The sequence below is a fragment of the Melghirimyces thermohalophilus genome, from assembly GCF_900102685.1.
GTDB classification, from domain to species: Bacteria; Bacillota; Bacilli; order Thermoactinomycetales; family DSM-45169; genus Melghirimyces; species Melghirimyces thermohalophilus.
Window position 1 is genome coordinate 1 of sequence record NZ_FMZA01000031.1, and the last position, 14382, is coordinate 14382.

The 14382-nt window shown below is 51.5% G+C and carries 14 protein-coding genes; 2 read left to right on the top strand and 12 right to left on the bottom strand.

From position 1 onward, the window contains the following. Positions 1-252, top strand: a 252-nt coding sequence (locus BLP91_RS16040; RefSeq protein WP_143003583.1) for a transposase, incomplete at its 5' end; no start/stop codon positions are given. Positions 253-392: 140 nt separating this feature from the next. On the opposite strand, the gene BLP91_RS16045 is transcribed toward BLP91_RS16040, so the two are convergent. From BLP91_RS16045 to BLP91_RS16070, 6 genes are all read right to left on the bottom strand, one after another. After that, on the bottom strand, positions 393-1142 hold the full coding sequence (locus BLP91_RS16045; protein ID WP_091573126.1) for a sporulation protein: 750 nt from the start codon (positions 1140-1142) through the stop codon (positions 393-395). A 119-nt stretch (positions 1143-1261) separates the two neighbouring features. Then, entirely contained in the window at positions 1262-1711 is a 450-nt protein-coding gene (locus BLP91_RS16050) for an OsmC family protein (protein ID WP_091573127.1), read from the bottom strand. Positions 1712-1877: 166 nt separating this feature from the next. Continuing rightward, entirely contained in the window at positions 1878-3164 is a 1287-nt protein-coding gene (locus tag BLP91_RS16055) for an NCS2 family permease (protein ID WP_245662299.1), read from the bottom strand. Between the two features lie 77 nt (positions 3165-3241). Then, positions 3242-4186, bottom strand: a complete 945-nt coding sequence (locus BLP91_RS16060) for a nucleoside hydrolase (protein WP_091573128.1) — start codon at positions 4184-4186, stop codon at positions 3242-3244. A 161-nt stretch (positions 4187-4347) separates the two neighbouring features. Continuing rightward, positions 4348-5274, bottom strand: coding sequence for a ribokinase (rbsK, locus tag BLP91_RS16065; protein WP_091573129.1), 927 nt, complete (start codon positions 5272-5274; stop codon positions 4348-4350). Between the two features lie 315 nt (positions 5275-5589). Further along, positions 5590-7515, bottom strand: coding sequence for a family 10 glycosylhydrolase (locus tag BLP91_RS16070; protein WP_091573130.1), 1926 nt, complete (start codon positions 7513-7515; stop codon positions 5590-5592). Between the two features lie 158 nt (positions 7516-7673). On the opposite strand from BLP91_RS16070, the gene BLP91_RS16075 reads away from it, so the two are divergent. Further along, positions 7674-8921 (top strand): MFS transporter, encoded by a 1248-nt coding sequence (locus BLP91_RS16075; RefSeq protein ID WP_091573131.1) that lies wholly within the window; start codon positions 7674-7676, stop codon positions 8919-8921. Positions 8922-9229: 308 nt separating this feature from the next. Here the strand turns inward: BLP91_RS16075 and BLP91_RS16900 are convergent, their stop codons facing one another. The 6 genes from BLP91_RS16900 to BLP91_RS16095 all read right to left on the bottom strand — a co-directional run. Beyond that, positions 9230-9382 (bottom strand): hypothetical protein, encoded by a 153-nt coding sequence (locus BLP91_RS16900; protein ID WP_176758058.1) that lies wholly within the window; start codon positions 9380-9382, stop codon positions 9230-9232. A gap of 15 nt (positions 9383-9397) precedes the next feature. Then, positions 9398-10186 (bottom strand): hypothetical protein, encoded by a 789-nt coding sequence (locus tag BLP91_RS16080; RefSeq protein ID WP_091573132.1) that lies wholly within the window; start codon positions 10184-10186, stop codon positions 9398-9400. A gap of 49 nt (positions 10187-10235) precedes the next feature. Further along, entirely contained in the window at positions 10236-11435 is a 1200-nt protein-coding gene (locus BLP91_RS16975; RefSeq protein WP_091573133.1) for a hypothetical protein, read from the bottom strand. A gap of 33 nt (positions 11436-11468) precedes the next feature. Next, positions 11469-12800 carry a VWA domain-containing protein gene (locus tag BLP91_RS16090; protein ID WP_143003590.1) on the bottom strand — a complete coding sequence of 444 codons (1332 nt, stop codon included), beginning with the start codon at positions 12798-12800 and terminating at the stop codon, positions 11469-11471. 500 nt (positions 12801-13300) lie between these two features. After that, complete coding sequence (locus tag BLP91_RS16905) at positions 13301-13447, bottom strand: hypothetical protein (protein WP_176758059.1); 147 nt, start codon at positions 13445-13447, stop codon at positions 13301-13303. Positions 13448-13470: 23 nt separating this feature from the next. Continuing rightward, on the bottom strand, positions 13471-14382 hold a 912-nt coding region (locus BLP91_RS16095), incomplete at its 5' end, for a VWA domain-containing protein (RefSeq protein ID WP_091573135.1).

Consider the following 14382-nt stretch of genomic DNA (forward strand, 5'->3'; position numbering starts at 1 on the left):
AAAGTCATCACCCGACACGTGTGGGAAAAACATAAGGAAAAAGTGCGAGCCCATCGCCTTTCCTCTACGGGAAAATACCTGTACAAAAAACGGAAAGAGACGATCGAGCGAAGCTTTGCAGACGCGAAAGAGCTGCACGGGCTTCGCTACTGCCGGTTGAGGGGAAGGGAAAAGGTCCAAGAGCAAGCGCTGATGACGGCCGCAGCGCAAAACATCAAGAAGATTGCCAACCACCTAACCAAAGCCGGTTAGGTGGTTGGGAGGCCTTTTTGATCCAGGTTTTGATACGTCGATGAGCTGGTTTTGTCCATAAAAAAAAGTGTGGAGAAAGCAGTGAAGGGCTTTCTCCACACTCTGAAAAACCGCCCGTTGACGGGCGGTTTTTACTCCCTTCAGATGAATCGTTCCAGCTGATCTTGGATGGTCTCTTTCAACAGTCGCGGCTTGGCCAGCGCAGCGTCAGTGACCGGAAACTTGACCAAGGTTTCATCCAAGTCCAGTTTTTCCGCCAGACCGGACCGCCGTTGGTCGATCAGCATCGCAACTCCCAGGTCCCCGTCGATCTCCTCAAAAGCCAGCTCCACCTCATCGAAGGTTTCCGCATAATGAGAACCAAATACGGGCTTCAGCTCGTATTCCATGACAAAGGGCCGCTGGGACCGATACTTGGAAGCGGCCTCGCTGTCCCGTTGATGAAGGCGAAAATTCAGCTTTTCAAAGACTTCAATCACCGCTTTCGCCTTGGGGTGAAGCTCCACCAGGATGCGATCGCTGTCCGACGGGTCGATTGCTTTCTCGATATCCAGTCCTGTTTTGATGGAGATGTGATGGTTAGCGCCCGATATGGGCAGGTCATAAGGCAGCCGAATGGTAAAGGGAACCCGCTGTTCTTCTCTGGGAGCAATCACGACTCCCTCCAAGGGATACGTCTGCCAGGTGTAGTGCCGGGTGGACGCTTCCCTCTGGATGGACACCATTAATCGGAGGTCGATCTTCTCCACCCGCTGTTCCACCGCTCCCCCTTTGATGACCACCTCCCCCTCCACTTCTTCTCCCGGATAAAAGTTTCGCTTGGCCAATTGGGTATCTACTGTGGCTGCACGGATTCCCACCCGGGACATATAACCGGAAAACCCAGACAATCCTGATTCCCCCTTATGTAAGAATTTGAAGAGTATGTACCATCCCCATCTTAACAAATATCTTCAAAATAAAAATGCAAAAAAATCCTCCTTGCCATGTTGCAAGGAGGCGGTTGGATTTATGATTCACTGGGCTGCTTCGCGGTCATCGCCACGGTGGGCACACCCTTCAAGGTATCCTTCACGGGGCAGACCCGCTCCACGTGTTCGATTAAGGCTTCAATTTTTTCCGGAGCAGAGGGGGAGTCAATTTCGATCTGGTATCGGATTTCTTGAAAGCCCGGCCGCACATCGGCTTTTTCCAGAAAACCATCCGGATCCAAATCCCCCTCCACGTGCACCCGACTCCCCTTCAATTCCACTCCATGCAGTTTGGCAAATGAGGAGACCAACACATTGATACAGCCACCCAACCCAGCCAAAATCAGTTCCACGGGATTGGGCCCTTGATCGGTGCCACCTAAGTTTTCAGGCTCATCGATGGTTACCTGTTTCCCATTGATATCCGCTACGGAAGCGACTCCTTCACCCGACCATGTCACATCGGAGGAAAAAATCTGTTTCGTCATCGGTCTCCCTCCCCAAAGAGTTATGATTATCAGGTTAATTCATCGATTGCGATTTGACAAGCGAGGCTTAAATAAGGATTGATGGCCCCCATTCAGTTAACCGTAAAAAAACCGCTGCCGATGAAAGGCAGCAGTCGCATCTTCTTCGAAAGCCCTGGGAGGCTTTTCAGTGTCCCACCATGGAAGTAGCGATCAAATTTAACAGGAACAGTCCGGCGATCCAATACAACAGGGCCGGCACCTGTTTCCATTTTCCAACGGCCGCTTTGGCCAAGGGGTAAGCGATAAACCCAAAGGCCAATCCGTCGGCAATACTGGATGTCAGCGGGATACAGGCGATAATCAAAAAGGCGGGAAAACCTTCGGAAACATCGGAAAAGGGGATTGCCTGCACACTTTTCATCATCATCCCGCCGATCACAATCAACAAGGGGGCCACCGCGTTGTCGGGAATGAGTCCGATCACCGGCAGCGCCAGGACGGAGGCGGCGAACAAAACCGCTGTCACCAGAGCGGGGATACCGGTTTTCCCTCCGGCAGAGACTCCCGATGCGCTCTCCGCCGCCGCGATGGTCGGGCTGGTGCCAAAAACTCCTGAGGCGATCGTGGATACCGCCGTCACTTTGTAAGCTTGGGGAAACTTTTTCGTGTCCGGCAGCAGCCCGCTCAAGGTCCCCATGTTTTCGAAAACGACAATCATGGTCATAGAAAAGACAGCCATCCAGAAGGGAATCTGTAACAAGCTAAAATCAGCAGAGGCGAATGCCTGGGCCATTTCCCGGAGATCAACCCTCGCGATGGAAGTTTCCACCTGGCCTGTCAGCCCCCAAGTGGCCAGGCAGGTAAAAAACAGGCCGATCAACAGGCCCCCTTTTACATCGCGAAGGAAGAGGAACAGGGTGACGGCTAACCCCGTCAGGGTGGCGATAGCGACAGGGCGTCCCAAATCGCCCAGGGCGATCCAGGTGACATCACTCGCCTGAATAATCTCCCCCTTCTGCAGACCGATAAAGGTGAGCAGAAGACCGATTCCCGCCGTGATCCCGTGTTTCAACGATACAGGAACCGCTCGGGTCAACCAGGTTCCCAATGGAGTGACCGCCGTGATCAGAAAGAGAATGCCCGATGTGATCACCACAGCCAACCCCTGCTGCCACGTAAGCCCCAGAGATTGGACCAGCGTGTAGCTGAACAAAGCGTTGATACCCATCCCGGGAATCACAACCATCGGCGCATTGGCCCAGAGCGCCATCAAGAGACATCCGACGACAGAGGCGGCAATCGTCGCCATGATTCCCGCGCTTAAGGGAATCCCGGCATCCTTCAGGATCATGGGGTTGACCAAGAGAATATAAGCGCTGGTAAAAAAAGCGGTGAATCCTGCCAGTAACTCCTTTTTCCACGACGTACCATGTGCTCCCAAGTCGAAAAACGACAAAAGGATACGATACACGTTTCCATTCCTTCTTTTAAAAGTTCCCTCTCCCACCCGTTATGCCCAAAAGCATAACCCATGCTGACATCTGATATTCAGGATTGACTAAAAGAAACTTGAGGAACGACACGACTTAAAAAGTGAGAGACAAAACGGTCGCTATCCACCTTGAGCGCGACTTGAACATGGGACGACAAATGTTCGCTTCCCACGGTTCGTCCCCGCTCCTCCCCTTCTGTGATCACCCTCACCTTCATCGGAGTCGTGCGTACAAAGGAAGGATCGATCACGATTCCGACCGTGAGGGGGTCATGAAGGGCACAACCTCCCAGCGAAGCGTCGACTTCTTGATGATAAGCATTCATATAAAAGTCGCAGATATCCGCCAGGAACCAGGACACCTCTGTATTTTCCCGTCGCCAGTCTTCCAATCGCTCTCGTCTGAGGAGGGTCTTCATGGTGACGTCCAAACCGACGAGGGTGATGGGCACACCCGATCGGAAGACCACATCCGCCGCCTCCGGATCCGCATGGATGTTGGCCTCCGCATGGGGGGTGATATTTCCGGGTACTGTGACGGCACCGCCCATGACCACCACTTGTTTCAGTAGCCCAGCGATCTCCGGATCCTGCCTCAGAGCGGTGGCCAGATTGACCAGGCTGCCCACCGTGATCAAGGTGACCTCGTGGGGACGACGGCGCACTTCGGAAATGATAAACTGCGCCGCATTTCCGTCGAGGGGACGTCGGGTGGGCAACGGCAGCTTCACATCGCCGAGGCCGTTTTCACCATGAATCCACGAAGCCTTCTCACGGGGCGGGTAGCCCGCTAAGGTGTTTCCGGCACCGGCGATGACCGGAATCTCCTCCGCCCCCAGTACCTCCAATACCTGCAGGGTATTCCGTGTCGTTTCTTCCACGCTCGCGTTTCCAAAACAAGTAGTGATCCCCAGGATCTCTAATTCCGGAGAATGGACGGCATAAGCGATGGCCAACGCATCATCGATTCCTGTATCGACATCTAATAAGATCGGGTTCATCTGGTTTCTCCTCTCTCGATGTTTTCTCGATGTTTTTATGTAAAATGGCGCCCTTACCGTCCACACTCCTATGCCGGGATGGCATAGGAGTGTGGGAAGGGAGGGCCGGCAAGACCGGTACCCTATGAATTACAACAGATCCTGTGAGTACACGACTCAGGTTAGGGACACTCCCATTCTCCCCTGCGTAAAAAAGCCTCTACCTGCACCGCATGTGGCATCCCTCCCTGGGCGCCGAAACGGGTGACCGACAAGGCGCTGGCCGCTGTAGCGTAACGGACCGCTTCCGCCATCCCTTTCCCTTCTCCAACCTTGCAGGCCAGGGCGGCGTTAAAGGTGTCGCCAGCCCCGGTGGTATCAACCACCTCCACCGGATATCCAGGCTGATGAAACACTTGTTGCTCCTCTCCCGTATAAAAGGCACCCTCACCGCCCTTCGTCATCACCACTTGTCCGGGGTAAACAGCCAACATCCGGCGAAAATCAGCCTCCTGCTCCTTGTCCTGGCCGAGGAGAACCGCCAGCTCGTATTCATTGGGGGTTAAGATCGACACCCCGTCCAGAAGCTCCCGCGAAAGCTCCATCGCCGGCGCCGGGTTGAGCACCACAGGCACCTGGTGACGCCGGGCGATCCCGACAGCTTCCGCCACGGCATCTATCGGGATTTCCAACTGCAGCAAAACCACATCCGCTTCCCGGATCGCTTCTTCCGCTTGGCCCACTTTTTCCGGGGTGACGGCATGGTTGGCCCCCGGCACCACGATGATGCTGTTGTCACCCTGTTCCACCACAATGGAAGCGACCCCCGTCGCTTCACCCGAAACCGAATCGACGTGGGAAACCGCAACCCCTTGCTTCCGCAGATTCTCCCTCAGCTCTTTTCCGAAGGGATCATTCCCCACACAGCCCACCATCGTCACATCGGCGCCCAAGCGGGCACAGGCGACGGCCTGATTGGCCCCTTTGCCTCCCGGATGGGTGGAAAATCGGGTGCCCAACACCGTCTCCCCCAAATCCGGAACCCGGGATGTTTCCGTTACCAGGTCCATGTTGATGCTGCCGATCACCGTGATTTTCGGCCTGTTCACCCGTTGTCCCTCCTCGTCCTTTCCTGTTCGTACGTACAAAAGCCCCCATAGCCTGAAGGGGCTGGTTGATCGTTGGTCGGTCAACCGGGGCTCGATAAGCACTCCACGTCCAATTTCCATCATAACCGATGATCGCCACTTTTGTCGCAAGGCCGCTCCAGTTGCGATAAACCTTGCAATATCTGGAATCCAGCAACCTTTTTGACGACATATATTATTTATTTTATCAAAAAGATCCTTGGTAGAGGCAAATTTATGTAACCCATTCAAAAACCCGAAGCCAATTGGCTCCGGGGTTGGGGCGAATCTGCCTGATCAAAGCTCCACCGTCACTTCTGTCACCCGGCCGGCGGTGATGGTAAAGGATTGGGAACTGCCGCCACAGGTAGCCACGTACTCTCCAGGCGGGAGGTCGACCACGGCGAAGTCGGAATGTCCGTCAGTGGAAACCGCCCTTTGTACTGCCCCCTCTATCTCCACATCGGTCCCGTCAAAGACGCGATCGGGATTTTGGCTGGAGCGGAGGCGACCGATGACGTGACCGGTTTTTGGATTCTCTTTCCACTGTAAGGTCGGGGGACGGGCCGGCCCCTGAAAGGGCGGGTCCGGGTGTTGGGAGGTGCCCTGGGTCAGCGCCCGGTAAAACTCCCCGTTCGAGATACCATCGCGATTGGTCACCGCGTAGGAGTAGAGACCGGTTCCGGCCAGCCGCTTTCCGGCGGAGGAAGGAGTCAACCCTTTTTCAATCTGGGTGAGGCTGTGATCGATGGTATTCAAATAGATCCCAACGCCGTTGACGCTAATCCGCCCGTACTGATGGTTTTTTGCCCACTCGATCCAATGATCATAGAAAACCGCCCAGCGGGACTCATCGAAGTAGTTCATAGGAATGGTCATATCCACCCATCCCTGTTCCATCCAGGTGCGCCAATCCTGAAAGACGGTGGTCATGGCAGCGGTTCGTTCCCAGTCCGCCTCCGACGCCGGTCCGTCTCCCCAGGTGATGACCGCGACAGACACCTTCAGTTTCGGCTTGATCGACAGCAGGCGAACATAAGCTTTCCGCACCAGCTGGTCCACCTGTCGCCGGCGCCAGGTCATCCAATTTGCATCGGTCGGCGCCGGCGGCACCGATACGCCGGTCTGTTTTTGGTAACGCTGGAGCGCCGTGGGGTTGTACCCCCAGTCCTCTCCCATATAGCGAACCAGGTCCAGCATGACCCCATCGATCTCATAGTTTTCGGCCACATGACAGAGGACATCGATCAAATGTTCATTGGAGGCCGGATGGCCGGGATCAACCACCGCCTCCCCCTGAAAGCGGTTGTCGCCGTTAGCGTCTTCGCTGAGCCAATAATCGGAGGTGCCGCGTGCCGCATCTCCATGGCGGTTGAACAAGTGATCGGGAGCGACGGGAGGCGTGTCCTGGTTCCATATTTTCATACAGGAAAACCAGGCGTGTACCTCCATCCCTTCCCCGCGGGCTTTGGTGATCAGGTCCGCCAAGGGATCAAAACCCTCCGCCAGAGCCGGATCCTCCGTCCGCGGTTCCATGGAATTGTTGTAATAGGCGTCTCCCCGTCTGCGCACCTGTAGGAAGATCGCATTGGCCTTGGCGGTTTTGGCGTCGGCCAGAAGCTGATCCACCTGGTCGGGGGTTTTGGCGCCAGCATGGAACTGATCCACCCAAAAGCCTCGATATTCTTCTATGGCGGGAGAAGCCTCTGGCGGAGTATAATCAATGGTAAGCGAAGGTAGCAACGCGGGATCCTCCGTGTAATCCGAGGAATAAAAGATGCGCCGCACCTGGCTTTCATCGACGGCTTTGAGGCCAATTCCGTAATTGGACCGGCGGCCGCTACACCAGTCCGCCACAATCTGGGTCATCCAAAAATCATACCAGCCCCGGGATTCCAACGTCTGTGCGCTGTAGCGGGGGCCCCACTCGGGCTGATCGGCCCAGGTCACCCCGCTCTCCCTCCAAGCGGTGGTCACTGGATGAATCCCCACTTCCACTGGAGTCGGGTCATCACCGGAGTGAAAGATCGACAGGCGGGCCCAGTGAATGGTGGACCCTTCTGGAATGGCGGACAGGTCAAATTGCATCAGACTGCGGGTGATGCCCAGAGTGGCGTCTGTTCCGACACAAAGGTAGGGCGAGTCGCCATACCCCGCGTCCCGATGGACATCTCCGACATAGGCATCGTGAAACTTGGCAGCACCGCGGATTTCCATCTGCATTGAAATAGCTCCCTTTCCTGCACGATTTCTTACTCTCAATCTATGAAAACTAGAATGAAAGCGTGCCGGTGGCAGCCTGCGCGAAAAAGGAGTCCTTACCCCATGTAAACCCCTCCGATTCTCCAATAACTGAATATGTTTCAGAAAGGAGATCGGGGATGAAACGCTCTTCCTTCCGTTTTTTGTGGATCGGCCAAAGCCTGGCCAACGGCGGCGACCTATTTTACATCATCGGGCTGTTGCAGATCCTGTACGATCGGACCGGGTCGGCTACCATCATGACCACTGTTCCCTTTGCGATCACCTTTTCCCGATTGGGAGGCGGGGTAGTCGCTCCCTGGGTGATGGATCGGTTCCCCTTGCAAAAAATCCTCGTCTCCTCCCAAGGGGGAAAAAGCCTCCTGCTCTATTTTTTGGTCGGGTTTGACCTCCAATCTATCTCGATTCTTTTCCCTCTCATCAGCGCCATCGCCTTTCTCGACGGATGGGCCACCCCCACCCGTCAAGCCCTGCTTCCGAGACTGGTTTCATCAACAGAGCTGGTAAAGGCCAACAGCTGGATGGCGATGGTGGACCAAACGGTGCAGCTGGGGGGATGGGCCGTCGGGGGCGTTCTCGCCGCCCTCCTGGGCGGCCCCGCTTTGGTCATGGGAGCCGGCATCCTTTTCACTATATCAACAGCGTTGATGGCACGAATCCAGGTAGGCGAGAGGAAAAAGAGCCCTCCTATCCGGCAGAAGCCCGGGCCAACATGGAGTGAAGGCTGGTTGGCCATACGCCAAATCCCCTCCCTTCGCACAGTGGCCGTCATCGATGGGCTGGACGGCCTCGCCAACGTCGTCTGGATCGCCGCCATCCTGTATCTGTACGTGGAAGAAGTGATTCGACAGAGTGAGGTCTGGTGGGGCCTGATCAACGCCGCTTTTTTTGCGGGGCTGCTGGCCGGCGGTCTGCTCGGCTTGAAAGGGGAGTCTGCCATCCGGCGCCGACTTTCCCTCTGCATTGGAGGCGGCACCTTCCTCCTGGCCGTGTTTACCCTTTGCTTTGGCCACTCTCCCATCCCCTGGCTCTCCTTGATCCTGTCCACCGGTGTGGGGGTGGCCACGCAGATCAAAGGCATCGGTCAACAGACCGTGATTCAATGGCAGACATCCGATCCGCTGCTCCCCAAAGTTTTTGCTGCCCGGGAATGGATCCTGACCGCCACCTTCGTTTCAACTCCTCGGGGAATGACAGCTTCATCTTATTTTCTGTGGCCCGGATTTCCTCTACCTTCGGGTGATAAATCCTCTTTGTCCCCGATTTTTCATCCAAAATCCCTTTTAATTCCGTCCACAGCTCTGTCACCGTGCTTATGCTGCCCCACCTCCCTGATGTGTTTGTTACTCGTCGAAGGCCTCCTCTAAGACGGTGCTTTGGCTCCTGTTGTTTTTGATGAGAGCCCTCCCTCTGTTCCCTCTTCCTTCTTCTTTTTTCTTTCCACTCTCTATAATCATCACGAGAGGATAAAACCTCATCAACAAAGGAGAAAATTGCTTCAAACACCCGAATAAAAGGCCACAAAATCCAGCGGAAAAACCAGAAGATCAGCTTGAAAAATCCTTTGATCAGGCCGAATAAAAACTCCAACAACTCATCAAACAACCCCAGTTATCGCGCTATTCTTCCCCCCTGTCGCTCAAGGGGAGAAGGTTTCCGACTCCTTTTCTGCGGTTCAGTAGGCCGGGACAATGGAGTAGTAATAGCGAAAATAAGAAGTCACCACGAAATACAAAACATACATCGGTGTGAGCAGGATGACTCCGCTCCGTAGGGTCAAGCGGAACTTGCTTTTAACTATGTCGAACGTCTCTCGCAATCGAGCCACGTAATCACCTCCTTATCATGGGTTGCGAGATCTACGAATCACTTTTTCAAATTCATCTGAGACCTTGACAGGGTCTTTGCCATCTATAAAAATTTCACTTAATTCCCGATATGTTTGTCTATCTGCATTTGATAAATGATTTGATTTGTTATCGAACAGATAAAAGAAAGCCAGGCGGATAGCCAGCCAAATCTTTCCCTTCTTCCAGAGATGGAAAATTACGTTTTTCCTCGATTCATAAGATTCCACCAATGATCGATTTTGCCGGAACATCCCATGAGCCATATCATACCGTAAATCCATGAGTTGTTGATACAAAGGTTCATCAAGATAACGTATTTCGTCTAGCTTCTCTTTAAGCTCTAAAATTTCCTTAGCATTTCTACGTATAATCGGTGACCAGTGAATAATGGTATCAAAAATATTTTTAAAGGCCAAAAAATGCTTGTGCGCGGGATCATTTGTTTCGATTAAGCTTTCGGCTTGGGTGATAAGATGGTAACTTCGTTGATACAAGCGATCATGCTGATTCCTGGCCGCTTTTTTAACAAAACGGAGATCGAGAAATACCCCATTGACAGAAATAATAACCGTCACAATGTCTTTCATTGTCGTTTTTTTTAGGGGCTCTCCTTTTTCATCTAAAAACAACCATATACTCTCTCTATTCGGATTATAACAAGCTGCATAGTAGTTTCCTCCATAAAGGCGGTATTCCCGGGGTGAAAAAAGATATATTTCTCCATCCTTTTTATACCGTTCTGCCGTTTCCACAACCGGTTGTGGGGGCATCCATTTGCGCATGTTAATCTTCCCCTCTTTTGGCTACGTAAATTTTCTCTATATCAGATTGTTATCTCTTAAACATACTAATCAAGTTTTGAATCCCCTCCTTAGGTGCTTTAACGAATTGAACTGCTTTTCTGGTGAGGGCTGCTGACGCTTGTGCGGTTTTGGAGATTGCCGCCACTCCCTTTTGATATCCTTTGGCAACCGATTTCATAATCCCCACTGGATCAGTAATTGGTCGAAGTTGAAAACTCCACCATTTTTTTAATCCGACAAAAGGAGCTGTTATGAAGACACGTACGGGCTTATAGTTCGTTAACCATTTCGCTACAGTAGTTACAACGAGAACCACAACAGCACCCGCAATCATTGCCCCACTGATTGACGCTCCAAGCAAAGCTAGAGAGATGATCAACCCAGCAATTCCTGAGATAACTCCGAGCATTGCATCAGCTTGCTGTTTAGAAAAATCGTCTGCTTGGGACAGAACGTACAAATTAACACCCGTTTCCGTAACAGAAAAAGCCGCTCCGACCCCACCGGCAAAGTATCCGAACCCGGTTACAGGAGGAGCCGGTGCTCTCGCTGATAGGATATCCTTGATGTTGACCAGTTTTAAACGTTCGAGTAAATACAAGCTTTGTGATCCCTCAATGCCTGATCCAGCACCGGTTACAAGGGATGAAATCTTATTCCAATCATATAGCGCCGCGGCCCCGGCCACTTGGTCACCCAATCCCCAAAGGTCGAGGACCTTTTTAAACCACGAATCTGGATCCACCTTTAAACCGAGAGAACCACGGACAATGGTTGAGGCCACAGCATAGATGCTTCCCTTCGACATACCCTTCGATAAATCTGGGTCATATAAGGGATCCCCTCGGGCCTTCAAAGCTTCTCCAACAGGACCTTCGATAAATCCTCCTATGTTTAAATACCAATCACTCATTAGATGTTTTAATGCCTGATATTCTGGAGAACTGGTAAATGGACTGTCCGGATCCAACCAGCCCCCTGATCCATCTGAAGAACTAGTTCCCGGTGCCGGAGGCGCTTCCGGCTGTGAAGGCGCATCCGGTTGCGATGGTGGATCCATCTGGGGCCTATCCGGTGCAGGCGGAGGAGTGGGAGCCGGTGGTGGTTCCGGTGCCGGCGGTGGATCAAATGTTGGAGCCGCCAGTACCGCAGGGCCGAAACCACTCAATGCCACCAATGCCACAAGTGGAATCAAAATAGCCAGAGCCACTCTGCGTTGATGTTCCATCCGTTTTTATCCTTTCTTCAGATTGCTTTAGGTTTATTGGTATTCATCGCCCTTTTGTTTCACCTTATCTTCGATTTGGTTTATAAAGGCATTTCTATTTATTTTTAGTAGTCGTTCTAATGATTCAAACTTGTCTTTTTGAAATTCTAATAACTCGTCCCCCCTGTCTACAATTCCTGAATATAATTCATCTCTTTGGTCTCCTGTTACCTTTCCCATTTTAGCTAACAAAGTGTGCGCCTTTAACATTCGCTTCTTTTCCGCGTTAATTAACTCATACAGCTCTCCATTCGTTCCTGCTATTTTGCCTAGTTCATCATGTTTATTGACATACTGATGACGAATATCTTCACGGTTTTCGATCCCCCAATCCATCCAAGCAATACGCAGTTTCCTGTTTTGCTCATCCAAATATTGGCGAAGATCCGCTTCACTATCCGCCCCATGATATTCACCGCCGCCTGCTTCTGCGGCTTTCTTCAGCTCCTGTTGGGCTTGATCCTGCAGGTCGAAGCCGATGATGTTGACCACAGCTTCTACATCGGATTCGTGCATTTGTTTAGCTACCTTCACAGGGTCCCCACCGCAGGTCTCCTCGCCGTCACTCACCACATAAATCAGGTTCTTTGTGTTTTTCCCGCCCTTTTCCAGATCTTTTTGAGCCGCTTTCATCGCCCGGGCGATCGGTGTCCAACCGGTAGGTTGGAACTGGTCCAGAGATTTTTGAAAATCCGCCTCTTGATAAGGAGAAAAGGGATATACCGACTCGGTGCTGCGACAGGAACGTTCCTTATCCTTCTTCTGGTTGCTCCCTTCATGGCCATAGACGCGGAGAGAGACTTCCGCCTGGGGCGGCAGGGAAGCAGCAAAACGGTTGATGGCTGCTTTGGCTACATCCATCTTGCGGCCATCTTCCACCGTACCAGCCATGCTGCCGCTGGCATCCAACAGCATCACCACACGCAGCTTTTCCTGCGGTGCATCAGGCGCTTCTAAGTCCCCGGGTCCCTGCTTGACGTAAAAGGGATTGGTATCAAAGGCATTGATTTTCTCTAGAACCGGCTCGTAATCCTCGGCCAACAGCTTCACCAGACGCGCATAGGCCTCTTTGGCTTCTAGATCATCTGGAAACTTCTCCAGCTCCTCTTTTAAACGCTCCTCCGAGTATTTATCCCCTGCGAGCTTGCCGGGGCCTTCATGTAACATGCCTGCAGCATCTTTGGCAAAGGTAAGCTCTTCATCAGACGCTTCCTCTTTAGCGGGCTCCGATGACTCCCTTTGACTGGCTTCTTCATTCCCGCAACCGATCAAAACACTTATACTAAGTACGATGATGCCAAAAACCCACCATCTACTTTGGCTCAATTGAAACACTCCCTCATTGATAATATTCACGCCTAATCTCGCAAACTTTAAACCCAGATGGGCACAGTACCATCTTCTAAATTTAAGTCATCTGGAGAGACCAAACATTCACCCTCGCTTACTTTTTCGCTTCTCTACAAGACTTTCTATTTGCCTCATACTAGAGTTTAGGAGAAGTAGCATGATAAATACCCAAAATGGTATGCCATACCCTATGAATAAAGATCCTCCACTTGACTGTCCAAGAACAAAACCCATAAATCCCCCACCTACTGGCCCAATGACACCTATAAATGCAAGAGATTTCCCAAATTTTGTTTTAGGGTTGAAGCACTCTTTCTGAATAAAATCACGGTATTTAATACCTACATATATACTACAAGAAGAATTCCATAGAATATGGGTTCATTTGCAACTCTCCATGACAAAAATGTATTTCCTATTAACATTTGCAAAGTTTCTTTGAACTGATTTTCCTTCAAAATGCTACCTCCTTCTTTTTAAATCAATGGATGAACTGGATACGTTAAGTCACCATTCTTTTCTGTCCATTCCGCATGGGCCACGGGGACAAATGGAAAAAAAAGCGACACAGCGATCACGATAAGGGCAAGAACCGCGATGTGCCGCTGAAGATGATTATCCATCCCTTCACCTTCTTTTATATCTCTTATTCATACTGATTTTGTTTTTCGTCTTTCAATTCTTGAATCTCATTTATTAATTCATCTCTATTTGACTCCAGAGCATCATGTAGCGTACTATAACGATCTTTTTTGAACGTATTTAATGTTGTATATCGCTCATAAATCAGGTCACTTAACTTGTCTACCGTTGTTGAGTCAATGCCTAATTTTTCCCTCATATAATCACAAATGGCATACATCCGTTTCTCTTCATTACTTAATTTAGTTCCAAATCTATCATCCACAATATCCCATAAATCTATTAATTTACCATCATGTTCTTCATACACTTTAAGCGAACTAGACGTCCCCCAATCCGCCCATTCAATCCACATCTCCTGTTGAAGGTCATCAAAATATCTTCTTAACTCCTCTTCGGACTGAACGGTCTCATACTCGCCACCGCCGGCTTCAGCTACATCCATCAGAGATTGTTGTCCTTCATTGTCCACATCAAATCCGATGATATTGACCATAGCCTGAATATTGGACTGGTTCAATTTCTTGGCCATCTTTTCGGGGTTGCCGCCACAGGTTTCAACCCCGTCGCTAACCACATAGATCAGGTTTTCCGCTTTGTCAGCACCTTTTAGATCCTGATACGCTTCCTCCATTCCCTTGGCGATGGGGGTCCAGCCAGTGGGTTTAAACTGGTCTAAAGCTTGGTTGAACTTTTTTTCGGAGTAGGCGGAACGCGGATAAACTTCCTCGGTACTGGCACAGGACTTGGCCTTGTCTTTTTCCTGGTTGCTCCCTTGATGTCCGTAGACCCTTAAGGAGACCTGGGCATGGCTGGGCAGGGAGCTGGCAAAGCGTTTGATGGCAGCCTTAGCCAGATCCATCTTCACTCCGCCATCCACGGTGCCGGCCATGCTTCCGCTGGCATCCAGCAGAAT